Source organism: Spirosoma gilvum, assembly GCF_054776815.1.
This window is the reverse complement of sequence record NZ_BAAHBH010000009.1, coordinates 180131-207082: the sequence shown is the minus strand read 5'-3', so window position 1 is coordinate 207082 and position 26952 is coordinate 180131. Positions and strand designations below refer to the sequence as shown.

The following is a 26952-nucleotide window of genomic DNA, read 5'->3' as shown; positions in this document are numbered from 1 at the left end:
TCCCTGCTTTCAGGAGAGGGGAATGGGGTAAGCCGTTTAAAACTTATACCCCAGGCTCAGTCGGAAATTACGGGGAGCCTGCGCCTGCCAGTAGTAGGCATTACTCCAGGAATAAAAAGCGCCCGAATAGATATAGGCATCGAATAGGTTATTGACGTTCAGCGCTACGTTAAAAGGGCCTGTTTGCCAGGAGATGGCCGCATCAGCCTGAAACGAATTAGGCAGTGTAGGATTCTTATCCACGGCATCCGAAAACCAGCCGTAGCGATCAAGCTGCCACTGATAGCCCAGCGAAACGCCCAATCCCTTCACAGCACCTTTTTGTACCCGATACGACAACCAGGCGTTGGTAACGTGTTTGCTAAAGCCCGGAACCGGCAGATCCACATTTTTCGATTCGGTGTCCTTCGTGATTTTCGAATCCGTGTAGGCATAGTTGGCAATCAGGTTCAAGCCGGATACGATTTCGCCCCGTATGTCGAACTCAACCCCGCTGGTTTGCGTCTGGCCCAGTTGAATTGAGAAATTCGGGTTGGTAGGATCAGTTGTCAGGACATTGTTTTTCGTGATTTTGTACGCCGAAATCGTAGAGTTCCAGCGGCCGCCTGCCCAGTCTTTCTTCAAACCGATCTCGGTATTGTTGCCCGTGATCGGTTTAAAGGCATTCCCCTGCCGGTCGGCCCCTGCCTGCGGCACAAAGGCTTGATCGTAGAGCGCATACACCGATGTTTGCTTATTGAGTGACACACTCAGCCCAACCCGTGGGGTTGCTTTTGTGACATTGGTGCCTGAACCGTATTGACTATCTTTCGTCGATGTGATTCGCCCTGCCAGCGTCAGGCGGACTTTGTCCTGCAAAAAGCGTAGTTCATCCTGTAGATACAAACCGCTATACGACTGGCTCAGTACGTTTGCTCCTGCGCGATTGACTAGACTTTGCGAGCGGTCGAATTTGGGTAGTAGATTGGCTGGTAAATAGTAGTTTGGCGTATAGGCGTTAAAGACGAAATCCTTATCGTACAACGGGAAACCCTGGCTCCAGTCGGCGTAATATTTCTTACTACCTAAATCCAGACCGGCTAGAATCCGGTGCGTTACAGGGCCGGTCGTTACATCGCCGTTCACGAAAACCTGCGCAAATTTGCCCTGGTTAGCGGCATCCCAAATGCTGATATTCCGGTAGATATTTCCATTAGCCTTAGCCGAATCGGCCCACATGGAACTGCCAATCTGTGTCGAATTGAAGTAGGCAAGCTGGCCTGTCAGTTTCCAGTTCGAACTTAACTGATGCTCCAGAATCAGGAATGAACTGTGGTCATTGATTTTCGTCGGGTCAAGATTAGCCGAGGCCAATGAGATATTCCGGGGATAAATACCCAGGCCCGTTCCCGAAAAAACATAGGCCGAACCAATCACCGACATCTGTGAATATTGATAGGTATACTCAGCCGTGATGGATGTCTTATCGCTCAGTTTATATTTCAGAACGGGCGCAATCGTGTATCGGTTGTTGTATTCAAAATCGCGGAACGAGCCTTTCGACTGCCCCATGATGTTCAGCCGATAGAGCAGGTTACCATCCTGACTCAATTTACCATCCAGATCCAGGGTAGCCCGGTACGTGTCGAAACTACCCGTTGTCATAGCAAATTCACCCTTCGTAATACTTGTTGGCTTCTTTGTCACAACATTATAAAAACCGCTCGGCTCGCCATTGGCCATCATAAAACCGGCTGGCCCTTTCACAAATTCGATCCGTTCCACCATCGACATATCTTCGGCCAGTGGCCCCCAGGTCGATTCCACATTCATGCCATTGCGGAACGGGGCCACTCGTGACCCACGCATATTCAGCCGGGCGTAATTGTCCCAGTGCTCCATACGCGTGACACCACTCACATTGCGCGAAACGCCTTCCAGCATATCGAAAATTTGTTGATCGGCAATCAGTTGCCGATTTACTACCTGAACATTTTGTGGCAGTTCGATCAAGGGTGTCTTAATACGAAGGCTATTCGATGGAATATCGGCCTTGTAGGAATTCTTCCCTTCAACCGTCACCTCCTGAAGCGACTCAGCCGTTTCCAGTAACGTTAAGTCTGTCAGGCGTGTGGTTTCGCCCGCAACTATGTTAACCGTCTGACGAAGCCGTCCGTGGCCAATCCGACTGATGACGATGGTCTGTTCGCCAGCTGGAACACGTTCCAATACGAATTCACCCTGATCGTTTGTTATGGTCCCAATCCGGCTATTGCTCAGCCGAACAGTAGCCTGTGCTAATGGCTGTGCGTTGGCAGATAAAACGCGACCAGCAACAGTTCCGGCTGATTGAGCGTAACAACATGTATTAAGCATTACCCCCCAACACAGCAGAGAGCTTAGTAAGAAACAGCGTAGTGTAAAATCGTTCGATTTCATTTTATTTAGACTAATTATAAAACAAATGTAAAGGGCGCACTTTTACGAACTCCCGCTTCCCCTGAAAATTCATGAAAATTCTTTCTTTTGTTATTTTATCACAAAAACAGCCTGTGAGACAATTCCCACAGGCTGTTTTTATATGCTTATACCCAAAATCTTTGTATTACTCTTTCTTTTCGGGAATAAGCCAGGACGCCAGAACGCTTATGCCCAGAATACTAACGATAATGTACAGGGAGTAAACCGGCTTAAATCCATGGTCTTCCAGCCAGTGCTCGGCCAGCATTTTTGTTCCAATAAAGGTCAGTAGAACTGCCAGACCAACTTTAAGGAAACGGAACTGGCTCATAATGCTCGACAGGAAGAAGAACATAGAGCGCAAGCCCATGATGGCGAATACATTGGAGAAGAAAACAATATATGGGTCTTTCGTAATTGAGAAAATGGCCGGTATCGAATCGACTGCAAATACCAAATCGGTAAAGGCGATCACGATCACGATAATGAATAGGGGTGTAACAAAAAGTTTACGGTCGGATTTCCGGCGAACGAAGAAATTATCCGTCACATTCCGATTGTAGACATTCAGATATTTGCTAACAAAGCGGACAACCGGGTGTTTAGCTGGTTCAATTTTTTCATCTTCTTCTTTCTGAAAGAACAACTGAATGCCCGTATAAACCAGAAAAGCACCGAACAGGTACATGATCCATTCGAACCGTTGAATCAGAGCCGACCCCACGAAAATGAAAATAAACCGCAGGATAATGGCCCCCAGAATCCCCCAGACCAGGATTTTCTTGTAGTACCGCTCCCGAACGCCAAACGACGTAAAAATTAGAATAAAGACAAAAATATTGTCGGCCGACAGCGAGTACTCAACCAGATAACCCGTAATGTACTCCAGCGCCATGTTGTCCTGGAAGCGGGCCAAACTGGCAGCAAAATTGCCGGTAACAAACTCAACGTGGTCGGCATAATTATCCCGAACCTCTTTTAATCGGGCGAAGGTATCTATGCCGTGTACTAAATAGCCGAAGTTTTTGAGAAAAAAGTAGAACGCAATGGATAATGCTACCCAGATGGCACTCCAGATCGCTGCTTCTTTAAACTGAACGACATGGCTTTGGCGCTTCGAGAATACGCCCAGATCCAACGCCATGATGAATAGAACAAAAGCAGCAAAGGCAAGAAAAAAAACGGTTTCGCTTGAAAACATAAGTTGAAAGTATACAGGCAATTAGGCCTCTGAAGCAGGAAGGCTCTCAGATAAACAACAAATCTACGCTCAATATGGCTAAGGATGCGGTTTCAATTGTCAAAATTATTGGCATCGTAATAATCTGCTCTTAATTTTGCCCTCATGTTCAATAACAAAAAAGTAGTTGTGGTGATGCCAGCTTACCGGGCAGCACTGACATTGGAGCGTACTTACCGCGAAATTCCTCTAGATCTCGTCGATGATGTTATCCTGGTAGATGATGCCAGTCCTGATAATACGGTCGAAGTAGCGCGTAGTTTGGGCATCAAACATGTTATCCGCCACGATAAAAACAAAGGATATGGCGGCAATCAGAAAACCTGCTACGCGAAAGCAATCGAGTTAGGCGCCGATATTGTGATCATGGTCCACCCAGACTATCAATATACGCCTTTGCTGATACCTGCTATGGCCAGTATCATCGGCAACGACTTATATCCGGTTGTATTTGCCTCCCGAATACTAGGCAAAGGCGCCCTGAAAGGCGGTATGCCGATGTATAAGTATATAGCCAACCGTTTTCTGACGTTCACTCAGAATCTGTTGATGAACCAGAAACTATCGGAGTATCATACAGGATATCGGGCATTCTCAGGAGAGGTACTACGTAGTCTGGATTTTACGCATAACTCCGACGATTTCATCTTCGACAACGAGATGATCGCCCAGATTTTCTATAAAGGCTACGAAATTGGTGAGGTGACCTGCCCAACCAAATATTTTGACGAAGCGTCGTCCATTAACTTCAAGCGTAGTTCGATCTACGGTTTGGGCGTTCTGCGTACGTCGCTCCTTTACTTCTTCACCAAGCTGGGCATTGCCCACTGGAATATTCTGAAGTAAATGAATACAATGGATAATGTAGAATGAACAATGATTGGCCTATCTGGTATCATTATTCATTCTACATTATCCATTATTCATTATTCATTTTTTACAGGTGAATGGCTTCGCCGTAAGCCGCTTCGGTCGCATCTTTAATAGCTTCCGACATGGTTGGGTGTGGGTGTACAGCCTTCAGAATCTCTTCGCCAGTGGTTTCCAATCGCCGGGCAGCAACAACCTCCGCAATCATTTCGGTTACGTTGTTGCCGATGAAGTGTGCACCCAGGAATTCGCCATATTTAGCGTCGAAAATCACTTTCACAAACCCTTCGGGTGTCCCTGCTGCTTTCGCTTTGCCAGAAGCCGAGAAGGGGAATTTACCCACTTTCAGTTCATAGCCAGCTTCGCGGGCTGCTTTCTCGGTATAACCAACCGATGCAATTTCGGGGGTACAGTAGGTACAACCTGGAATGTTGTTGTAATTCAGTGGCTCTACATGTGGTAATCCTGCAATTTTTTCCACACAAATGATGGCTTCGGCCGAGGCTACGTGCGCCAGCGCCTGCCCTTTGGTACAATCGCCAATGGCATAATAACCATCCACATTGGTGCGGTAGTAATCGTCCGTTACGATTTTGCCCCGGTCGACCGAAATACCCGTTTCTTCCAGACCAATGTTTTCGATGTTGGCAACAACACCTGCTGCTGATAGCACAATATCAACGTCGAACGTTTTTTCGCCGTCGGGTGTCTTCACGAACACTTTACAGCCATTACCGCTGGTATCGACTTTGGTTACTTCAGACTTTGTATAGATATCGATGCCTAATTTCTTGTACTGCTTAGCCAGCTCTTTCGAGATGTCTTCGTCTTCAACCGGCACCACGTTTGGCAGGAACTCAACGATGGTTACTTTCGTACCCATGCTGGCGTACACATAAGCAAATTCAACGCCGATGGCTCCTGAGCCAATTACCAGCATCGAATCGGGCTTTTTATCCAGCGACATCGCCTTGCGGTATTCAATTACTTTGGTACCATCGATGGGGACGTTTGGCAGTTGACGGGCACGGCCGCCAGTGGCAATGATGATGTGTTTAGCTTCGTATTCGGTCACTTTACCATCCGCTCCCGTCACGTCGATTTTTTTGCCGGGCTTTACCTTACCCGCACCATAAATCACATCGATTTTATTCTTTTTCATCAGGAACTGTACGCCTTTGCTCATGCTTTCGGCGACACCCCGACTCCGCTTGATCACCGCTCCAAAATCGGGTTTCGATTCGCCCGAGATCGTGATGCCATAATCGGCAGAGTGTTTAATATATTCAAAAACCTGCGCCGATTTCAGCAGGGCTTTGGTCGGGATACACCCCCAGTTCAAACAAATACCGCCCAGGCTTTCGCGTTCAATGACGGCGGTCTTTAATCCTAACTGCGACGCACGAATGGCAGCTACATAGCCGCCCGGTCCGCTACCCACAACGATTACATCGTACTGTGAAGCCATTATCTATGAATGAATAATGTAGAATGATTAATGAAATGCTCTTACCAAGCAAACGCAAAGGTAGGGCGAAAAGTTGATACGGGAGTTACCTCACTTTATTAGGGTTTATTCAGTACCAGTTAATTGTAGTTGCTCGCCCGAAACCCTGGTCATCTTACTTTTGTTCTATCTTTGTATCTATAAGAAGCTGTCTGAGTAAATCGCTCTTTCGCTCTTTATCTCCGCTACGGCGGCCCGGTTTCACTTTTTAATTTTAGTTACGACAAGTTCATGACAACTGATCAGTTGGCCGACTTGAGAGCCAGAGTAGAGGCTCTGAGGGGGTATCTTTGACTACGATTCCAAGAAAGAACAATTAGCTGAACTCGAACAGCAAACCTTCCAGCCTGAGTTCTGGAGCGATGCCGCCCGCGCCGAAGGCGTAATGAAACAGGTTCGCGCTCTGAAAGGATGGATTACTGGCTACGAAAATCTGAACGGCCAATTCGGCGATCTCGAAACCCTCTTCGAATTTTACGAAGCCGGTGAGGTGACCGAAGAGGAAGTTGATGAGGAGGCAAAAAAGGTCCGGGCGACATTGGAAGACCTTGAACTCAAAAAAATGCTCGGTAATGAAGAGGATCAGCTTAGTGCTGTACTCGAAATCAATGCCGGAGCCGGGGGTACCGAAAGTCAGGACTGGGCCGATATGCTCTATCGTATGTACATGCGCTGGGCCGAAAAGCATGGCTACAGCCTCAAACAAGTCGATTATCAGGAAGGCGATACAGCCGGAATTAAGTCCGCTACGATTGAAGTCGACGGTCCATTAGCCTATGGATTCTTGAAATCCGAAAATGGGGTTCACCGATTGGTGCGCGTGTCGCCCTTCGATTCCAACGCTCGCCGGCATACGTCCTTTGCATCCGTTTTTGCGTATCCATTGGTTGATGATACCATCCAAATTGATGTAAATCCAGCCGATATTGACTGGGACACCTTCCGCTCGGGCGGTGCGGGCGGTCAGAACGTCAACAAGGTCGAAACGGCCGTTCGATTACGGCACCGACCCTCAGGCCTTATTATCGAATGTCAGCAGGAACGGAGCCAGTTGCAGAATAAAGAAGTGGCCATGCGCCTGCTGAAATCGAAGCTCTACGAGATTGAGGTGCAGAAACGTAATGCCGCCCGAGCCGAAGTAGAAGCCGGTAAGCAGAAAATTGAGTGGGGTTCGCAGATACGCTCGTATGTACTCGACGACCGTCGGGTGAAAGACCATCGTACGGGTTACCAAACCTCCAATACTGACGCGGTGCTGGATGGCGATCTAGACCCGTTCATTAAGGCGTTTTTATTGGAGCAGGAAGTCTGAACCGGGATTTTTAGGATTTGACTGATTTAACTGATTTTGTGAGACTACTTGCCGAACTGTGGCAAGGTTGATTCCATAGTTGATAATCAGATGCTTGTATCAGCCGTGCCACCGTTTAAAATGCACTCTCGATTTTGTTGATTATAGTGGCATCGGGTTTCTGAACTTGATGCCATTTTGTTTTTGATCTGTATTTTGCATCAATCATCTGTTGAGTAGACAAATTCTCCATTACCATGAAAACAATACTGATTACCGGTGCATCAGGCGGGTTAGGGCAGGATGTAGTGACCTATTTACATGAACAGGGCTACTCTATTCTGGCTACGGTTGGTTCAGATCGCCATTTGGGCGCGTTCAAGGAGCTGTCGCATGTTGATACGAAAGTTGTGAATGTGATTGATGAAAAAAGCGTGGAAGACTACCTGGCCAGCTACTCATCTGTTGACATTCAGGCAGCTGTTTTGCTGGTCGGGGGCTTTGCGATGGGTAGCCTCCAGGAAACAACTCCAGATTCATTACGAAAGATGATCGACATCAATTTTCTGTCAGCATTCAATCTGGTGAAACCGTTGATGAGTCGATTTGAGGCACAGGGCGGAGGTCAGTTTATATTGGTTGGGGCACGTCCGGCGCTTCGCCCAGCCGATGGGAAAAATGTGGTCGCGTATGCGCTTAGCAAATCCCTGATTTTTCAACTGGCCGATCTAATTAATGCCGACGGGAAATCCAAAGGCATTACCGCATCCGTACTTGTACCAAGCACCATCGATACACCCACCAATCGGGAAGCGATGCCGGATGCCGATACCAGTAAATGGGTACCCGCCCGCAACATTGCCGAAACGATTGGCTTTCTGCTTAGCGATACGGGACAGATGATGCGTGAAACGGTTATCAAACTCTACAACAAAGCCTGATTGGCTCAACCAACCGGGCGAAAAAACTTTATATCGAGTATGGCAAAACTGATGTTGTTCTTCGCCCCTCTCCTACTCGCCTGTATCCAACCTGTACCGGACACAACCCAAATGGCCTCAGCAGACAATGTACCCAAATACTCCTTCCTATCGCTCGGCGATTCGTATACTATTGGTGAGAGCGTTGCGGAAACCGATCGCTGGAGTGTTCAACTTGCGGGGCTGTTGCGAACGAATGGACTGGATGTAGGCAACCCCGATATTATTGCCCGAACAGGCTGGACTACTGCCGAACTACAGGATGCTATTCGGGTTAGTGGCAATCAGAAAACATATAGTCTGGTTTCATTGCTCATTGGGGTCAATAATCAGTATCGAGGACAATCTCCCGACCGATACCGAACCGAATTTCGGGAGCTATTGCAAACCGCCGTCAAATTCGCGGGCGGAAAAGCACCGCACGTAGTTGTGCTGTCGATCCCAGATTGGGGTGCCTCACCCTTCGCGAATGGCCACGACAGGAAGAAAATTGCCCAGGAGATTGACCAGTTCAATACGATTGCCAAAGCGGAATGCCAGAAAGCTGGGATTCCTTTCGTCGATATTACTCCATTAACCCGTTCGGCGGCTGGTGACGCTACCCAATTTGCTTCGGATGGCCTGCACTATTCGGGGAAGCAGATGGAACAATGGGCCGAAAAAGCATTGCCTGCGGTTAAAGAGATATTGAAAAAATAGACTAATAATAGCGGTGCCACGGTTTAGAACCGTGGCACCGCTATTCACTTTATCGTTATACAGTGAGAGCCACCTTCGGCGTACTAAACTTTTTCTTATAATACGCTACGGTTCGTCCAATAAGCATCCCACCAATAAGACTAGGAACAATCCAGCCAGCCGTATACATCCACTCGGGCGCAGTAGATGGCAGTAGACGAGGCAAATTCGTTACCAGAGCCGCAGTAAATGTAGCAATATAGGAGCCACCCATACGGGTAAAATGTTGAAAGAACCAATGCATTTTCTCGACAGGTTTTGCCATAAACTGTAGATCCCGTCCGGCAAATACCATCGTCAGGGCACCGAAGAACGAGAATAGAATCGGAAAGAAAGAAGCTCCATAGGTTAGTAACAGATACCCACCAAAGCCGATCATCGCCAAACTAACCAAGAGCGTAACAAACGTAAGCCCTTTATCGAAAGACGAAGGGCCTGATTTTTTCTGTTTTGTAGCCCGCCATCCCGTCATGCTCAGGTAAAAACTGAATATAGCAATGCCGGTCAGAAACAGCCGCATCATTTTGAACGGTTGCAAACCGCACAACAGCAAGGCCGTAATGGCAACGGTTATCATACAGTAGACATACACGAGTCCAGCACGATTGTGCAGGCGGCTACCTTTTTTCGAGAACATCGGGATTAGTCCAACCAGCAAGGCAATGGAACCCGTGGCAATATGCAGTATAAGTAGTGAGCTAAGGAGCGTTTTCATGACCGTTTTCGGCTTGTGATTCGTTGAGACAAACCTACAACCACCTGTTGACTAACAGGCATAAAAAGGGGGCAACAGCATCCTTAGGGACGTTTGACAAACCTGATACCCATCAGGGACAATTGGTGGGACGTTTTACAAAGCTTTCAATTCGACCACCAGCGTTTCGTTGTATTGTCGGGCTACCGGGATCTGGAATTGGCCATCCAATACGTGCAGTTTGTAGCCTTGTGCATTGCCTGTTACACGCTCTACTCGGTTCAGATTGACAACATACGAGCGATGACAGCGGACAATATGCGGTTGCGAAATCTGTTTTTCCAGTCGACTCAGGCTACTGCGAAGCAGCGGTTTCACAATCCGATTATTTTTTACGTACACCACAGTGCAATAGTTATCGCTCGATTCGATGTACAACAGGTCGCTGGCGCCCATCGTCAGACTATCTTTTTCATTATCGGCGACGAGGGTTAGGGCGTCAGAAAATCGTTGATTTGACTCAGCTACCAATTGGCTTTCTGTCGATAACTCATTGGAGCTATTACCATGAATAGACAGAGTAGCCGCTGCCTGACTGTATTTCTTAAGTTGCCGAATGTAATTGAGCGACACCAGCCCCACGATAGGGAACAAACCTACTAAAAACGTGAACAGGATTGTACCCATCCAACTCAGGCCACTGTGCTGAACAGACCCTAATAGAGAAGCCAAATAAAACCGGTTGGCAATGGCGATGAGCAGAATATTAGCCGTTACAAATATGATTTCCCGACCTACCGTCCATCGTTCTTCGCTAAACGGTTTGGGAAACAGTCGTCGCCAGACAATAAAATTGAAAGCTGTAATCAAAAAGGTCACGCCCCCAAAACCGGCGATCTTGAGAGCTTTATTGGGTGTATCCCAAGTAGTGATGCCAAACGGCTGAAACACCCACAAAAACAGCCCAACAAACAAGCCAATGAAGATTGCTTTTCGCAGTTCCCGGCCCGGCGAGTCCTCAGACGGATACGGTTGATTGAGGAATCGAAGCATGATCACTAATTAAACAGACGCCAGGTGGAAATCTGTTCGAAAAACTGGGGCAGCACAGGTGGGTACACAATAATCATGAACAATACCCCAAATAATGCCCCATAGAAGTGCGCATCGTGGTTGATGGCGCTCATACCCCGGCGCGATTCATAGTATGAATAGGCCAGATACAAGGGACCAAAAATGAAGCCGGGAATACCGATCGGAATAAAAAACAGGTAAAGTGGCGTAAGCGGTCTGAACAGTATAGCCGCAAAAATAATGGCCGATACACCACCCGAAGCCCCCAGCGAATTGTAATTAGGGTTATTTCGGTTCTTAAGCAACGTTGGAATATCAGAAACGGCAATGGCGACCAGATAAAACCCAATCAGATAAATGGGGCCGCTACCGCCAAACAGCGCATAGAAAACCTGTTCGATAAAACCTCCAAAAAAGTAAAAGCTGATCATGTTGAAGATCAGATGCCCCCAGTCGGCATGTAAAAATCCAGAGGTAATGAGTCGATAATATTGTCCACGGTTCGCTACCTGATATGGATTCATGATCCAGCGATTCATCAGGCTGTAATCCCGCCAGGCCATCATGCTGATGATAACCGTAGCCACAATGATTAGTAGTGTAATGCTCATAGTTTTATGTAGGATGTAGGATATATGATGTATAGAGAGGGCGTAAATGGCCTTTTACAGTTTACATCCCATATCATACATCATATATCCTACATAATTTCAGCTTTCTCGTTCGACCAGTTGCCGAGTGAATTGAATTAACACATTTTTTCGATCCGAATCTGCTTTTACCTGATCGAAGTTGGCAAAACCACGCGCAAAATACTCGTTAATCCGGGCTTCCGTCAGTTGCCTAATCCCTAACTGGTTGTAAATACCAGTGACAGCTTCCACTTTTTCGCGCTTGTCGAAATCAGTTTTCGTCAGCCAACCAGTCAGTTCATCCCGAATTGGCCCTTTCGCCTGTTGGAGCGCTTCAATCAACAGAAAGGTTTTTTTATTGGCAATAATGTCACCCCCCACCTGTTTACCAAACTTGGCCGGGTCGCCATATACGTCTAACAGATCATCTTTTAACTGAAAACCCAGGCCGATGTTCATACCACCTTCATACAAATGTCGGTTGGTTTCGGCATCCGCTCCGGCAATTAATCCCCCCAGTTCGAGCGCATAGCCAAGCAGCACCGATGTTTTTAGGCGAATCATGTCAATATACTCAGCTTCGGTTACGTCCCACCTCGTCTCAAAATTCATATCCAACTGCTGACCTTCGCAAACTTCAGCGGCTGTTCGGCTAAAGCGCTCCAGAACCAGTTTAAGTCGGTCGGCCTCTACATTCAGCAACAATTGATAGGCATTGACCAGCATCACATCGCCCGACAGAATTGCCACATTGCCATTCCATTTTTCATGGACAGTAGGCTGCCCGCGACGTAAAGGAGCCTGGTCCATAATGTCGTCGTGCATGAGCGTGAAGTTGTGAAATACCTCAACACCCAGCGCGGGTCGAACGGCTTTTTGCCAGTCGTCTGTGAAAAGGGAAGCAGCCATCAGTGTCAGAAGTGGGCGCATCCGCTTACCGCCAAGGCTCATAATGTACCGAATCGGGTCGTAGAGTTCAGGCGGGTGTTGCCCATATTGGAGGGTCTGAAGTTCGGCTTGAAGGGCATCAACAAAAATTGCTGGACTCATTCGGTTGTGGCAGGGTCAGTTCTGCTAAGTGAGAGGCCAAAAATAAGCAAAAGCCCTCAAACCCTAATAGCCTATCATCCGACGATACCGCCGTTGCCCCGGCGTAATAATCACAAACACCAGTCGGCCCATGACCATAAAGTAGCCATCATTTTTGCCGGTATTGCCGCGTATTTCGCCGGGTAGGTTCAGCGTCGTTCCCAGTTCAGCGCGTCGGTCGGCCAACGCGGCTCCCAAGTCACTCATGCCCGTTTTATCGCGATAATAGGAGCTAACATCGTCCAGATAGTCACTCAGAACATGCGTGTAAGTCCCTTCCAGATTTATTCGAAAGCGTTCAGTTGCCATCAGTGGAATACCTAGTCCATAGCGGACAACTCCAGCTACCCGATTGTAGCCTACGCCTTCCGTTTGAAGTGGAGCTAAACTTACCGACTGGCCCTGATAGATGGCTTTGGGCGTCATGTAGGTTATCCCAGCACCTGCCAGAGCATAGGGAATTGTGGCTCGGTATGGATCATTGATTGGCCAGAAATCGACCTGTACCCCGCCCCAAACATCAGGGTTCAGGCTGCGAAATGACAGGTTGTTAAAATAGTTGCGGGTATATTTCTGCTGGGCGTAGATGTAATACAACTGAGCCTCGAACCGATACGAAAGTCGATCCGAGGCTCGGTAAGAAGCCGCCAGATTAAAAGCCCCTCCTAATTGCAGGTGGGCCAGATTGCCAAACTGGGCCAAGTCGCCGGTATAGTGCGTGAATCCCAAACCAGCATGAAGCAGCCACGTTCCGGCTTTCTCCTGCCAGATTCTTGCCCGCTGTGCCTGCGCCAGATTTACCGTAAAAAAACCAAGTATCCCCCAAAGCGCGTATCGTAGAATCTTCACAAAGACAGGTCAGTATGGTGATGACCATGTGACGATTCAAACAAATAAAGGTAACTTCAGATCGGTTGCTATAATTCACCAATATCCTCGTTCCAGAGGGTTGGCTTTTCGGCAATGAATTGTTCCATCATATCAACACACTCCGGCAGATCGAGGTCAATGACTTCAACGCCATGTTGCTCCATAAACTCACGAGCGCCGGGAAACGTCCGCGACTCGCCTACTATAACTTTTGGAATTTTAAACTGCACGATGGTACCGGCACACATGTAACAGGGCATCAGCGTCGAATAAATAACGGTGTCTTTGAACGATCCAACCCGCCCCGCATTATTCAGACAGTCCATCTCGCCGTGCAGAATCGGATTATCTTCCTGTACCCGTTTGTTATGACCCGATGCCACCAATACACCATTTTTAACAAGTGATGATCCAATAGGAATGCCGCCCTCACTTAAACTCTTGCGGGCCTGACGGATAGCCTCCTGCATAAATTCGTCCATAGTGTTTTCGTTTGACGTTACTAGTTTAACCGGGCGACCCGCCCAAACCAAACTACAACAATTTCATGGTCTCGTAATCGCCAACGTGCTTTAGGTAAAGAAAATTAAGCAAAAGGCCATTGACATTGGTAATCAGTTTATGCGATTCGGGAATGGTAGCTACTACGCTTACGATACGCTCATGCTCCGACTGACTTCCCATGTTTTTGTGATGAAACGACATGATTTCTTCCCGGTCCATTTCACGCTCGACGTAAAAAAAGTGCATCCCTTCGTCACTAGTACCAGTGCTTGGAAACCAAACTCTGGGGTTTAGCTTGATTAGTTCGCTGGCCGATACGGTCAGACCCACTTCTTCACCAATCTCACGGGCGGCCACATCATCAGCGGCATCACTGGCATCGACCATGCCAGCGGGGTGTTCATAAATCTGCGAGCCGTCAGCAATACGCCGTTGCTTCACCAATACCACAAACTTCTCCTTCGTTTCTTTGTCGATCAGGCAGACCAGCATGGAGGCTGCATGGCCTTTCAGAAACAGGGCTGGTGGGATTTTATCACCTTCGGGCGTGTCGGCATCGATTTCGAGCATGGCAAAGAGTACCTCGCCATTATGTCGCCGACGAATGTAAAAATCGTTAACACTGTTGATTTTCATGCCATTCGCTTCCATCTGGCTTTTCCAGTAGCGAAACTTATGGGCCTCTTCCAGTGCTTCAGGTTTGTGCTTATCGCTCATGTCAATTATTTAGAAGTACTATAGTAACATTTTAACGTATGACCCCGACGGGGTCAAATGTTTATAGTCATAACGATTCTCTATAAACATTTGACCCCGTCGGGGTCATACTTAAAGGTAGTCATCAACTTAAATTCAATAATAACCTACTTTATTTTGAGACGAATCTTTCCACTTGAAATTGCAATTTCGTCCTTCTTGTCCTGCTTTTTATAGCCGTTACCTTCAGGGTCGATATCCGAGTCATAGCCGGATGCTTTGGTAATGGCTTTATCTTCCATTTTACTCATCAGTCGGCCAACGCCCCCGAACACCGTAGCCGATGCTTTCTCTTTCCAGTACGTTCCGGCCAGTTTACCCGAAAAGGTAGCTTCCAGCGTTCCATCGGTCGCTTTGGTTACCACGACTGTTTCATCATTGTTTTGCGAATCGCCTACATGGTACTCCATACGGGGCTCACGGGTTTCTTCGATGTACCGAATAGCGGCAATCCCTTTGTATTTCTCCAGCCCTTCATATTTTTTCCGGTACTCTTTCCGATATGGGTCACGGGCATCGACCACCACGTACGTACCGGGTTCGAGTGCATCCTCGCCGTTGAAACTCCCCAGCCAGATCCGAAGCGATTTGTCGGGTTTAACGGTATTGGCCGTTATCCACCAGTAGTTTCCTATTCGGATTCGGCGCGGCTGCGTCGTAAAATCTTTTCCGTCAACTTGGGCGGTTAGCGTATTATCATTCGCAATCTGGCCAAATGAGGCTGTTGCTGTTAAGAGTAGGCTAAAAAAAAGTAAGCGCATAAGAGTATGTATCTAAAACAAGTAACAGCGGTAAACTTATTGAAATAAATACTATGATACTACTTCACTTGAGTGTTCGGTCAATGACTTTACTCAGCCTCTGTCTTGACTCTGTTAAGCTTGTATTATTTCTGCGACAAGCCCTGCGCTTCGGGGCCTATATATCGTTCGAAAAATTCGTAGATGCGGAGCAGTCGGTCAATCCGCTGCCGAACATTCCCCGAGCGGCTCAGTTCGTGGGTAGCACCGGGCATACGAACATACTCCACCGGGCGACCGAGAATTTTCAGGCTTTTGTACATCATCTCACTTTGAATGGGCCCCGTTCGAAGGTCGTTTTCGCCGTGTTTGATGAGTAATGGCGTTCGGATATTCTGCACAAACGTATAGGGTGAGTTGGCATCCAGCACTTTGGCTTCGGGTGTCCAGGGATAGGCGAAGTAGTTGGGTACCAGTCGCCAGGCATTGCCTTCGCCCAAAAAGGTAGTAAGGTCATATACCCCCCGTTGGGCAAACGCGGCTTTAAAGCGGTTGTCATGCCCAACAATCCAGGCTGTCAGGTAACCGGCGTACGACCCACCCGTAATCACCTGCCGACTCGTATCGACCCAAGCTTCTTTAGCGGCAGCGCTCTCAGCCGCGAGCACATCTTCAGCCGGGCCAGTGCCCCAATCTTTGATATTGGCCCGTTGGAAAGCAATGCCGTAGCCGCCCGATCCGCGCGGGTTGGCGTACACGATACCATAGCCCTGCGAGCACATGTACTGAAACTCATGCCACATCGATGCTTCGCCCGGTCCCCACATGGCCGTTGGCCCACCGTGCATATTGAGCAAAAGCGGGTATTTTTTAGAAGCCTCAAAAAAGGCAGGCTTCATAATCCAGTAATCGACCGTTTGCCCCAGCGAATTCTTATAAGTATGTTTTTCAGGAAAACTAAGCTGGCGCTGAGCGACCCAATCATTATGATTGCTCAGTTTCGTTTGCGACTTGGCCGACGCATCAGCCACATACAGTTCGGATGGGTTAGCCACCTCGGTTTTTGCCAGAACGACCTGATTATGGGCCACATCGAAAGCCGTAACACCACTCTCAAAATCGGTCAGTTGCGTAACCTGCCGGGTAGCCGGGTCAAGTTTGTAGAGGGGAACACCGCCGTTGGAGGAAGCTGTAAAATAGATTGCGTAACTGGAAGAGGCTTTCTTGCCTTTCGTAGCAGAAGGGACTTCTGTCCAGACCAGGTTACCAGCCGCGCGGTCGAATGTAACGAGCTGTGGATTTGACGCTGTCGAGCCATTCAGGGTAGCCAAACCAATCTGTGAGAAATTCACCCCTTCCGAAGGACTGACCAGAAAGGCCAGTTGTTTGCCATCTGGCGAAATTTCGGGAGCGCCGTAGCTTTTACCCACTTCACTCAGTACCATCGTTACCTTACCTGAACCATCGGCTGGCAAAAACACAATGGCGTTGTCCTGTTCCCGATCAGGATGTTTGAGTGAGTCGCGATCCGTAACGGCCAGTACGCCCTGTCCATTTGGAAGCCAGTTAGCCGCCAGATAGGACTCATAGCCCCGTGTCAGTGGCTTAGGTTTTGCGTTTTCAGCTACGTCCGTAATGTACAGGTGCAGGAAGGTAATGTCGGGTTCGGTCGTGGCTTCACCCTGAAAATTGAGTCGATTAATGACTTTGGCCTTTTTATCTTCTACGTCTTTAGCCAGATACGCCCGAATTTCGGCTAGTGACCCATCAGGATTTGCTTTAACCTTCTTGTCGACTTTTACGAAATCGTTATTCGCAAAACCTGGCTTCTCTAGCGACCAGGAAGGCCCACCTTTATCGGGATTCAGCAGCGAATCGGTGAGCATCTGATTCATGGTTACTCCACCAGTAAACACAATCCGCTTGCCATCGGGCGACCAGAGCGGGTTGTACGCACCGTAGTTGCTGTTGGTCAATTGCCAGGCTTCGCCCCCATCAAGCGGCATAATAAAAATCTGACTTTTGCCTTTCACCGTCCGAACAAACGCCAGTCGCTTGCCATCGGGTGCCCAAACCGCCTGCCTTGCCGACTCTGCCCCATGCGTCAGCGCCCGCGCATCGCCGGGTTTCAGATTGGTTAGGTAAATGTGAGTTTTGTAGTCGTATTCTTCGGAGCGGCCATCCGCTTTCTGGTCTGGGTTCGACTCAATCGTCGTAATGGTATAAACGGCTTGCTTACCATCGGGCGAAAGTTCGATACCACCCACCTGCTTGATGCGGGTCAGGTCGGTAACGGTAACCTTCGATTTTGTTTGGGCAACAACCACTTGCGCCGAAATGGCGACAAAGAGGAGGATTTGTTTCAACATAGTTTGTTTATGAAAGTAGCGGTAAATAGCGTTCACGGATGATATTGACGTGGTGTTTGGCGTGGCCTACCAACACGAAACCCAAAGCCACCACCGAGATAGTTCGGTGAAAGCACACGCCCGTCCGAAGCAACATTTCGTTGTCAAAGCTTTTAAACAGGGCAATACTTGATTGCCGTACCAGGGCATATTCTTCATACAGGTCAGCCACGGTTCGGCGGCTAGCGTTGGCAGTCTGGCCGAACAATTCCTCATCGTAGCCAGGCAGTTCAGTCTTATCGTTGCGGGCAAAACGAAGCGCCCGATACGCCATAATGCGTTCGTTATCAATAATGTGCTGTAAAATATCAGTCACCAGCCACTTACCCGGTGCATACCGACGATCGCCAAGGGCTTCAAGTTTATAGGCCGGAATCAGGCTTTCAAACGAAGCCGACTGGGTGAGGGCATCAATGAGAAATACGTTATCGGCCAGATTGATATATCGGTCGAAAAAATCGGGCATTACCGGAATTTCAGACTTAGTCATAGTCAGGTTGGAACAGTTAAACACAAACTCCCCGAAAGTACTAAACTTTCGGGGAGTTTACATCGCTTAGTTTCCGTTAGTATCAATGGTACGACCCCATCGGGGTCGCACTCAACCGTTTCCTATACCTTTTTCAGTTATGGCCCAAAAAGCGTTATTTCTTTTTGACCGTTGCCGGTTTAGCAGGCACGCCTGTACCTGCCAATTCGCTCACTAAACGGTCGGCTTTATAGATGTATTTTAGAGCGGCAACGATTCCACCTGTGTGTACCGAAATGGTCCGGTTGGCATCGGGCACGAAAATGAACTCACCCGGTAAGCTTTCCATATTGCCATCAAAGGCCAGCCCAACGGCCTCCCGATTTTTGTTGATCATCGGGCTACCGGAGTTGCCGCCAATGATGTCATTAGTCGAAATGAAGCACATAGGTTGCTTCAGCAATTCCATTGGCGGGTTTTTCCAGCGGGCAGGCAAGTCCCAGGGTGCCTTATCAGCAAATGAATAGTTGCGGTCGTAAAGTCCGGCAAAGGTGGTCAGGATCGGGGCTTTAGTGCCATTGTAGTTGTAGGATTTGACTACCCCATCGTTAATCCGAAGCGAAAAAGTAGCATCGGGCGGTACAGCCGTCCCATACACATCGTACAACATGCGACCTAACTGACCACGCAGGACTTCCTGCCGCTGGCTGATTTGCCGGGCCTGAAGGGCGGCTGTCCGATACCGTGGAAAGCCAATCTTTGCCAGCGCCAGCATCGGGTCGTTCGAGGCCGCAGCCGCATTCGGGCGTGTGGCTAGCTCCGTAATAAAAGCCGGGTCGAGTAGTTTTGTATTTTTGAACAGGTAAGCGGCCGCTTCTTTCGGACTGCGAAGTTTACCATCAGGCCCGGTCAAAGCCGTTTTCACATACGGATCATCGTTCCCTAAGGCCTGTTGCGCTTCTGCCAGATGAGCAGCCAGATACGCCTGATCCAGCGTCAGGTTTTTGATGGTTGGCACCACCATCAACGGACGAGCCCGTTCAGCATCCTGCGGCCGGGTTGCCAGAATTTCACTGAATTGAGTCACCAGATTAGCGAACGTCATCAGTTCGCCCATGGTCTGCTCGCTGGGGCCGAGGTAGCTAGCGTCTTTAAAAACGCTACGAAGCTGAGCCGTATTACTGGCAATTTCATCCCATGTCTTGAGCTGGTCGGCCGGAAGGTTTTTAGCTTTTGCGGCTACTTTAAATTGATTTTCAAAAACGGCCTTCCGAGCCAGTAGACTGGCATCACGCAGCCCTTCAAGCTGGCCACCGTAGGCTTTCAGGCTGTTTTCCAGGCTAAAAATTTCATTCAATACACTATCACTCTTGGCCGTTGCATTATACGCCTGTAACGCTGCCGAGCGGTTACGTAGCAGTTGAATGGTAGCCGGGGTTTGTAAATCGCGGTCAAATTCAAGCTCGGCAACGGTTTTAAGCCGTTCGGTATGGCCGGGGTTGCCAATTACGAAAATAGGCTCACCATCACGCACGCCGTTCGGATTAAACTTGAAGTAATGCGTTGTCTGTAAGGGTTTACCATTGTCATAAACCCGAAAAAATGAACAGTCAAGCGCATAGCGCGGATAAGTGAAATTGTCGTAATCCCCACCAAAAAAGCCAAGCTGCAGTTCGGGCATAAACACCAATCGTACATCCGTATAGCGTTTGAAGCCATAGAGCGAGTACCGCCCACCGTTGTAAAACGTAATGGTTTGCAGTTCTAGCCCTTTCCAGCCTTCCTTCTGGCCGTATTCCTGTTTGATGTCTGAAAAAACCTGCTCACGAGCCTGCAATTGTGCCTGCTCCGTATTTCCGGCCCCCATAGCCTCCTGCACGCGCTTGGTAATATCTTCGATTTTCACCAGCTGATCCACGAAAAGGCCCTCTACCTGCCGCTCTTCGGCCGCTGTTTTCGCCCAGAATCCGGTTGCATTCAGGTCTTCGCCCTTTCGTGTAACACCGGTTCCCGACTCACGGGCACAGTGGTGGTTAGTCATCACCAGTCCATTGGCCGACACAAACGAAGCCGAACAATAATCAGCAAATCGCAGCGAAGCCAGTCGAGCCTCATCGAACCATTGTTGGTCGGCTTTGAAGTTGTAGGTTTTCTGGAAAAAGTCGGAGGGTGGATTATCAAAGGTCCACATCTTGCCCAAGTCGAGCGGACCACCTTTGGTCGAGTCAGATAGGGATTGAGCGGGCAACGAAACGGCCAGAGAAGCCAGGGCACTTGCCAGTATAAAGGTGCGTAAGGTCAGATAGCGCATGGATGTATATTTTTTGTTTCAAGTTTCAGGCTAACGCGAAACCTTAAACCGGAAACTGTTTAACAAAGAACGCGAATATGCGACAAACGTTTGGGAATCGACGTTAATCCGCGTTGGCCCGACAACTTTAACCGAAGATTAATGATCGTTCTTTAATCTATCAAACAAGTAGATGTTCTAATCATTGATTTTACACAAAAGGTTTATAGTTATGAAAACGACACAATGGCTCGGATCCCTAACAGCACTTATGCTGATTCTGTCAGTCAGTAGCTGTACCACCTATTACAGCAGACCTGCGTATAATACGGGTCGTCCTTACGGTTATCATCGTCACCACACCCCTCCTCCAAGACCTTACGGTGGTAACTATGGGTACGGACGTCCTGGATGGCGATATTAACTGATATTGAGTTACAAATGAAAAAGGTAGGCGACGATAACGAGCCTACCTTTTTCATTTATAAGCGTTTAGGGAACTTTATAAAGGCAATACGTCTTTTACATCATGTGTTACCAACTTACGTTTAGGTAACTACCATTCACTATACCGTAATTGTACTTTATGAACCCCAAAACTCTACTCGCTAGTATAGTATTTGCGTGCTTTTTACAGTCTGTTTCCGCCCAAACTTTACCTACCGAAAAAACACTGAAGCTCGGCAAAATGCGGGGCAGCATTTACTTCACCTGGGGATATAATCGTGAGTCGTATTCCCGCAGCACGATCCACTTCCGCAATACGACCACTGATAATTATGACTTTACGTTTATAAAAGCCAGTGCCCACGACCGGGCCGACATGACCGACTTTTATAGGCTGGATAACCTGACAGTGCCGCAGTACGACATGAACCTGGGGTATTTTTTCAATGACAAGCATGACCTGGGCATTGAACTAAGCTGGGACCACCTGAAATACATCGTTACGGATAATCAGGTCATTCATGTACAGGGCCAGATTCGTGGTCATCAGATCGATAAAGACACCCTCGTAACGCCCGATTTTGTGCATTTACAGCACACTAACGGCAACAATTACCTGATGCTCAATCTGGTCAAGCGCCATAAACTCTGGCAGGCCAAACATCTTCAACTGAGTGCGATTGGTAAAGTCGGTGCCGGTGCTCTCGTGTCGTACACGATTTCAACCATACTGGGCAACCAGCAGGAAGGCCCATTTCATTTTCATGGCGTCGTAGCAGCTCTTAGCGGAGGATTAAAACTCGATATATTCCGGTATTTCTTTCTACAAACCGATGTTCAGGGAGCCTGGGCCGATTATACCAATACCCGGCTCGGTGCCGACCAGCAGGGTCTGGCCACGCACCATTTCTATTCGTTGCAATATAAATACGCCTTTGGATTCAATTTCCCACTCAGTAAGCGATAGGTCTTAGCTCATCTCGTTGTGCGCCAGGATCTCCTGCCCGACTTTATCGTCTTTGCGAACAAACGGACGGATGATGATGCGCGTACCTCGCTGATAGGTAAACAATCGGTACATCCAGTTGCTGAACACAATCAGTTTGCTACGGAAGCCGACCAGATACCAGATATGCACGAATAACCAGGCCATCCAGGCAATAAATCCACCCAGATGCAGATTGCCGGGCAAATCGGCTACGGCCCGGCTACGACCCACAATGGCCAGTGAACCTTTATCGAAATACTCGAAGGGCGTAGTCGGTTCGTTTTTCATTAGGTGTTTCAGGTTCTTAGCCAAATGTTTGCCCTGTTGAATAGCCGGCTGCGCGACGCCCGGATGGCCTTTGGGGTAGTCTTTCAGCTTCATAAACGCAATATCACCAATGGCAAAAACATCAGTCATACCCTGTATCCGATTGATTGGGTCAACCAGAATGCGTCCTTTTTCGATGGCATCAGCCGGAATTCCATCAAGCAGGGCACCGGTTACGCCAGCGGCCCAGACCAGCGTTTGCGTTTTGACTTGTTCGCCCCCTTTGAAGGTTACGGTTTCGCCATCGTACGAATCAACCAGTGTATTCAATTTGATAATAACCCCTAAATCTTCCAGATAGCGCTGTGCCTTTTGTCCGGCCTCTTCCGACATAGGCGGCAGTACTTTTCCCAACCCTTCGACCACAAAGATGTTCATCTCGCTGAAGTCTAACCCCGGATAGTCGCAGGGAAGCACGTGTTTTCGCATCTCGGCCAATGATCCGGCCATCTCAACGCCGGTTGGTCCAGCGCCAGCAATCACGAAGTTGAGTAAGCTTTTCCGTAGTTCGGGATCGGTAGTGACGCTGGCCTGCTCGAAGCATTGTAAAAACTGACTACGGACGTTGAGCGCTTCGGGAATGGTTTTCAGTGGAAACGAATATTTCTGGATTTGTTCGTTGCCAAAAAAGTTAGATTTGGCTCCGGTGGCGATCACCAGGTAATCGTAATGCAGAGCGCCAATGAGCGTCGTTACAGTTTTTGTATCGGGATCAATTTTGCTGACCCGTACCATCCGGTAATGAAAATCGTTGTAGCCATCGAACATTTTTCGGAACGGCTCGGCAATGGCATCGGGCTCCAGACCGGCCGTGGCTACCTGATAGAGCAGTGGCCAGAAACCATTGTAATTTTGTTTGTCGAACAGCACCACCTGCACATCGGCATCGCGCAGGGCTTTGGCTAAATTCATACCGCCAAAGCCACCTCCAATGATGACAACGCGCGGTTTGGACGTATCGGGTATATTGAGCGAAAGTTTATCGAACGTAAGCATAGCTATTCAGGTGTTTACACGACAGGTGCCGTCGGTTGTATTACCGTTCAGCCCATTCTTTTGTTTAGTAATCGGCTAAAAAACAGCCGTATGGATTCTGCACCAGGCCCTGTTCTTTCTTACTTGTATAACATAATTTTACCAACTAAACGTTTTACATTCTACAGACTCAGCGCCCCATAGTTCACTTATTCGCTTATTCACCTAGTCGTCTGGTCAATGCCTGTACGTTTCCGAAGTCTGATTGTTTTTTTACTGTTCCCCTGTCTTCTATTTGCTCAGTCAGGCAACCGCTTTACCATTAGTGGGTATGTGCGTGAATCGGGTAGCCTCGAAGCCCTGATTGGGGTAAATGTGTATTTGCCGGGTACAACCACCGGCACTACTACCAACACCTATGGCTTTTATTCGCTGACTTTACCCGCTCAGGATAGCGTTCGTCTGGCGTTCTCGTTTGTCGGTTATGAAACCATTGCCTATACAATAGGCCTGCGCGCGAATCAAACGAAGAATATTCTGCTAAAACCTGGCCAGGCTCTGTCGGAAGTAGAGGTCAAAGCTAGCAGTACCATCGAGAAGGTGAGTGAAAGTCCGCGCATGAGTACTATTGAGGTTCCGGTGGCCCAAATCAAAAAGATACCCGCTTTTCTGGGCGAGAAAGACGTACTCAAAGTACTCCAGTTAATGCCGGGCGTGCAGAAGGCCTCAGAAGGGCAAACGGGCATTTATGTTCGTGGCGGTGGCCCCGATCAAAACCTGATCATTCTGGACGATGCTATCGTGTACAATGCCAATCATCTGTTCGGCTTCTTTTCAGTGTTCAATGGCGATGCTATCAAGAGCGTCGAATTAATAAAAGGTGGTTTTCCTGCTCGTTATGGCGGGCGTCTTTCGTCGGTTATCGACCTCAATATGAAAGATGGCAACCGGGAAAAACTTCACGGTGAAGGGGGGATCGGGTTGATTGCCTCACGGCTGATGCTCGAAGGGCCTTTGACTAAAAACAAGAGGACGGGCCAGCGCTCTGGCTCTTTTCTGGTATCGGGTCGGCGAACGTATCTTGATTTTGTGGGAGCGCCAGTCATCAACGCCCAGACCAACGGTCAGCTAAATGCGGGCTATTACTTCTATGACCTGAATGCGAAAGCCAATTATGACCTTACCTCTAAAGACAAGATCTACCTTAGCGGCTATTTCGGCCGCGACCGCTTTTATGCCAACGACAAGGTGCTAAATACTGAAACTGGTTTAAGCTGGGGCAATACAACGGGTACCCTGCGCTGGAACCATCTGTTCAATCAGAAATTATTTTCGAATCTATCGTTGATTTTCAGCGACTATAAATTCCAGATTTCGTCGGTTGAAAAAAGTACCCAGGATACGGCTACGTATTCTTTGTTCTATAATTCGGGCATTCGGGATTTTTCGCTCAAGTACGATTTCGATTTCTACCCAACTCCACAACACTCCATCCGGGCGGGAGTTCAGGGAATTTACCATCGTTTTACGCCCAGCGCCGTTGTGCTCCAAAACGCATTGATTCGCCAATCGATCAATAATGCAACCAACATCGATGTTCTGGAATCGGGTATATACGCTGAGGACACCTGGCGCCCGTCGACCCGCTGGCGGCTAAATGGTGGCATCCGGCTGAGCTACTTTTCGGGCCAGAATATCAATTACTTCCGGCCCGAACCCCGCATCTCAGCCGCCTACACGTTAAAACCCGATCTGTCGATAAAAGCATCGTATGCACTGATGAATCAGTATGTCCATCTGCTCTCGAACACAGGCATTGGCTTACCCACTGATTTATGGGTACCTACCACCGACCGCGTAAAGCCTCAGCAGTCGCAGCAGGTAGCCGTTGGAGTTGCCAAAGACTTTACGACCGGAGGAACGTTCACCCAAGGATTGACATTGACCATTGAGGGGTATTACAAGCAGATGAACAACATTATCAACTACAAGGAAGGGGCCAGCTTTCTGCTCATCAATGACCCTACCAATGCTAACAGCGTACGCTGGGAAGATAATGTGACATCAGGACGTGGCTGGTCGTATGGTGCGGAGTTTCTGTTGCAGAAAAAAGTAGGCCGGTTTTCGGGTTGGGCCGGTTATACGCTTTCCTGGACGCAGTGGCAGTTTGCCGAGTTGAACGGTGGGCAACCCTATTATCCCCGCTACGATCGCCGACACGATGTTTCGCTGGTCGGAATTTATGAGTTGAATAAACGTATCACCTTATCGGCGCTGTGGGTATATGGAACGGGGAATGCCTTAACCATCCCGGTTGGACGCTTTGATACATACCGGCTTGACAACTCACTCATCTATACCCCACGAGTCTCTGACGATTATGGTAGCCAGAAAAACACGTTCCGGGCCGAGCCCTATCATCGGTTTGACGTAAGTATCCAGTTTCACAAGCAGAAAAAACACCACGAACGAACCTGGGAAATTAGTGCATACAACCTATATAACCGCCGGAATCCATTCTTCTACCGGCTCGAATCCGTAGCAGCAACGGCAACTGAACCTTCCCGAGTTGCCCTGTTCCGCTATTCTGTCTTCCCGATTGTTCCGGCAATCAGCTATAATTTCAAATTCTGATGGCTCTGATCGTTCGTTTCTATAACCCATTATTGGCATTGGTCGTCTGCCTCATCGGGCTGTGTTTGTTTGATGGTTGCACAGGACTGCGGAATGAAATAGACCCAAGCGCCTTAGGTGTCGACCCACCCAAACTGGTTGTCAGTTGCTTTCTATCTCCGCAGGATCTGGCTTTGACCGCCAACGTGACTCGCTCGCGCACAGTCGTTGGCGACAGCATTACGCAAGCCGTGTCAGGCACATCGGTTTCAAATGCCACCGTCATATTATCAGACGGCAATCGGTCGGTACCTCTTCTTTACAAAAACAAGCTTTTTCCTAACGACTCCGTTCGGCTTTACTACAGTGCTGATGCCAAATTGTTACCGATCATTGCCGGTCACACCTACACGTTGACCGTCACGACAACTGATGGCCAAAAGGCAACCAGTACCTGCACGATTCCACAACCGGTTGTGCCGTCATCGATCCAGTTCGACTCAAATGCCAATGCCCTCCTGACGCGCAATCAGAACCAGCGTTATTTTGTTCGTGTCAACTGGAAAGACCCAGTTGGGCAAACGAACTACTATCAGGTATCCGGCAATTTTCAGTACGTTCTTGCCTGTAGCTCCTGCAGCCGAATTGACGGCACTTCGAATCTTTCCTTCGACGATGATAACCGGGGGCTGATTCCCGATACAGGCCTTGATGGAGGAGCCATGCAATCGGGTAGAGCTTATTTAACCGCCGAGCAGCCAACCGGCAACAACAATCAGGTACTTACATTCAACCAACGGTATCGAATCGCTAGCGTCACCATCAATCTAATGACCGTCGATCCGTCGTATTACCGATACCGGGAAGCCGTAATCCGTCAGAATCGCTCGCGCAACAACCCCTTTGCCGAACCCGTTCCGATCCCCAGCAATATCGATGGTGGTCTGGGTTGTTTTGCAGGTTACAACAATTCGATACTATCCCTCCGATTGAAATAAAAAAGCTTCATGT

The 26952-nt window shown here is 48.5% G+C and carries 22 protein-coding genes; 7 read left to right on the top strand and 15 right to left on the bottom strand.

Annotated features, from left to right (window positions below):
- Window positions 1-36 precede the first annotated feature (36 nt).
- Window positions 37-2355 carry a TonB-dependent siderophore receptor gene (locus ACYVFD_RS23215; RefSeq protein ID WP_461092898.1) on the bottom strand — a complete coding sequence of 773 codons (2319 nt, stop codon included), beginning with the start codon at window positions 2353-2355 and terminating at the stop codon, window positions 37-39.
- 229 nt (window positions 2356-2584) lie between these two features.
- Window positions 2585-3640, bottom strand: coding sequence for a TerC/Alx family metal homeostasis membrane protein (locus ACYVFD_RS23210; protein ID WP_461092897.1), 1056 nt, complete (start codon window positions 3638-3640; stop codon window positions 2585-2587).
- A 144-nt stretch (window positions 3641-3784) separates the two neighbouring features.
- Between ACYVFD_RS23210 and ACYVFD_RS23205 the strand changes: the two genes are divergently transcribed.
- Window positions 3785-4525 (top strand): glycosyltransferase family 2 protein, encoded by a 741-nt coding sequence (locus tag ACYVFD_RS23205; RefSeq protein WP_461092896.1) that lies wholly within the window; start codon window positions 3785-3787, stop codon window positions 4523-4525.
- 91 nt (window positions 4526-4616) lie between these two features.
- On the opposite strand, the gene lpdA is transcribed toward ACYVFD_RS23205, so the two are convergent.
- Window positions 4617-6017 carry a dihydrolipoyl dehydrogenase gene (lpdA, locus tag ACYVFD_RS23200; RefSeq protein ID WP_461092895.1) on the bottom strand — a complete coding sequence of 467 codons (1401 nt, stop codon included), beginning with the start codon at window positions 6015-6017 and terminating at the stop codon, window positions 4617-4619.
- Between the two features lie 270 nt (window positions 6018-6287).
- Between lpdA and prfB the strand changes: the two genes are divergently transcribed.
- The 3 genes from prfB to ACYVFD_RS23185 all read left to right on the top strand — a co-directional run bounded on the left by prfB (window position 6288) and on the right by ACYVFD_RS23185 (window position 9026).
- A protein-coding gene (gene prfB / locus ACYVFD_RS23195; RefSeq protein ID WP_461092894.1) for a peptide chain release factor 2 occupies window positions 6288-7368 on the top strand; the annotation gives its coding sequence in 2 pieces (ribosomal slippage) (window positions 6288-6347 and window positions 6349-7368; 1080 coding nt in all).
- Window positions 7369-7604: 236 nt separating this feature from the next.
- Window positions 7605-8288: an SDR family NAD(P)-dependent oxidoreductase gene (locus tag ACYVFD_RS23190; protein ID WP_461092893.1), complete on the top strand. Its 684-nt coding sequence runs from the start codon at window positions 7605-7607 to the stop codon at window positions 8286-8288.
- A gap of 39 nt (window positions 8289-8327) precedes the next feature.
- A complete protein-coding gene (locus ACYVFD_RS23185; RefSeq protein ID WP_461092892.1) occupies window positions 8328-9026 on the top strand; it encodes an SGNH/GDSL hydrolase family protein in 699 nt (232 codons plus the stop codon).
- Between the two features lie 55 nt (window positions 9027-9081).
- On the opposite strand, the gene ACYVFD_RS23180 is transcribed toward ACYVFD_RS23185, so the two are convergent.
- From ACYVFD_RS23180 to ACYVFD_RS23130, 11 genes are all read right to left on the bottom strand, one after another.
- Window positions 9082-9780 (bottom strand): DUF2306 domain-containing protein, encoded by a 699-nt coding sequence (locus tag ACYVFD_RS23180; protein WP_461092891.1) that lies wholly within the window; start codon window positions 9778-9780, stop codon window positions 9082-9084.
- Between the two features lie 135 nt (window positions 9781-9915).
- A complete protein-coding gene (locus tag ACYVFD_RS23175) occupies window positions 9916-10812 on the bottom strand; it encodes a LytR/AlgR family response regulator transcription factor (protein WP_461092890.1) in 897 nt (298 codons plus the stop codon).
- A 5-nt stretch (window positions 10813-10817) separates the two neighbouring features.
- Window positions 10818-11444 (bottom strand): rhomboid family intramembrane serine protease, encoded by a 627-nt coding sequence (locus ACYVFD_RS23170; protein WP_461092889.1) that lies wholly within the window; start codon window positions 11442-11444, stop codon window positions 10818-10820.
- 99 nt (window positions 11445-11543) lie between these two features.
- Entirely contained in the window at window positions 11544-12515 is a 972-nt protein-coding gene (locus ACYVFD_RS23165) for a polyprenyl synthetase family protein (RefSeq protein ID WP_461092888.1), read from the bottom strand.
- 63 nt (window positions 12516-12578) lie between these two features.
- Window positions 12579-13403 carry a hypothetical protein gene (locus ACYVFD_RS23160; RefSeq protein ID WP_461092887.1) on the bottom strand — a complete coding sequence of 275 codons (825 nt, stop codon included), beginning with the start codon at window positions 13401-13403 and terminating at the stop codon, window positions 12579-12581.
- A 68-nt stretch (window positions 13404-13471) separates the two neighbouring features.
- Window positions 13472-13906, bottom strand: coding sequence for a nucleoside deaminase (locus ACYVFD_RS23155; protein ID WP_461092886.1), 435 nt, complete (start codon window positions 13904-13906; stop codon window positions 13472-13474).
- A 52-nt stretch (window positions 13907-13958) separates the two neighbouring features.
- On the bottom strand, window positions 13959-14645 hold the full coding sequence (locus tag ACYVFD_RS23150) for an NUDIX hydrolase (protein WP_461092885.1): 687 nt from the start codon (window positions 14643-14645) through the stop codon (window positions 13959-13961).
- 146 nt (window positions 14646-14791) lie between these two features.
- Window positions 14792-15445 carry a hypothetical protein gene (locus tag ACYVFD_RS23145; RefSeq protein ID WP_461092884.1) on the bottom strand — a complete coding sequence of 218 codons (654 nt, stop codon included), beginning with the start codon at window positions 15443-15445 and terminating at the stop codon, window positions 14792-14794.
- 125 nt (window positions 15446-15570) lie between these two features.
- Window positions 15571-17793 carry a S9 family peptidase gene (locus tag ACYVFD_RS23140; protein WP_461092883.1) on the bottom strand — a complete coding sequence of 741 codons (2223 nt, stop codon included), beginning with the start codon at window positions 17791-17793 and terminating at the stop codon, window positions 15571-15573.
- 7 nt (window positions 17794-17800) lie between these two features.
- Window positions 17801-18322 carry a DinB family protein gene (locus ACYVFD_RS23135; protein WP_461092882.1) on the bottom strand — a complete coding sequence of 174 codons (522 nt, stop codon included), beginning with the start codon at window positions 18320-18322 and terminating at the stop codon, window positions 17801-17803.
- 154 nt (window positions 18323-18476) lie between these two features.
- Window positions 18477-20612 (bottom strand): S46 family peptidase, encoded by a 2136-nt coding sequence (locus ACYVFD_RS23130; protein ID WP_461092881.1) that lies wholly within the window; start codon window positions 20610-20612, stop codon window positions 18477-18479.
- 565 nt (window positions 20613-21177) lie between these two features.
- Here ACYVFD_RS23130 and ACYVFD_RS23125 point away from each other — a divergent pair.
- A complete protein-coding gene (locus ACYVFD_RS23125; protein WP_461092880.1) occupies window positions 21178-22005 on the top strand; it encodes a hypothetical protein in 828 nt (275 codons plus the stop codon).
- A 3-nt stretch (window positions 22006-22008) separates the two neighbouring features.
- Here the strand turns inward: ACYVFD_RS23125 and ACYVFD_RS23120 are convergent, their stop codons facing one another.
- Window positions 22009-23349, bottom strand: a complete 1341-nt coding sequence (locus ACYVFD_RS23120; protein ID WP_461092879.1) for an NAD(P)/FAD-dependent oxidoreductase — start codon at window positions 23347-23349, stop codon at window positions 22009-22011.
- Between the two features lie 219 nt (window positions 23350-23568).
- Here ACYVFD_RS23120 and ACYVFD_RS23115 point away from each other — a divergent pair, with 219 nt between their 5' ends.
- Together ACYVFD_RS23115 and ACYVFD_RS23110 are read left to right on the top strand one after the other, a co-directional pair.
- On the top strand, window positions 23569-25962 hold the full coding sequence (locus ACYVFD_RS23115) for a TonB-dependent receptor (protein ID WP_461092878.1): 2394 nt from the start codon (window positions 23569-23571) through the stop codon (window positions 25960-25962).
- Window positions 25962-26939, top strand: coding sequence for a DUF4249 domain-containing protein (locus ACYVFD_RS23110; protein ID WP_461092877.1), 978 nt, complete (start codon window positions 25962-25964; stop codon window positions 26937-26939). The genes ACYVFD_RS23115 and ACYVFD_RS23110 overlap by 1 nt, the downstream gene beginning before the upstream one ends.
- Window positions 26940-26952: the final 13 nt, after the last annotated feature.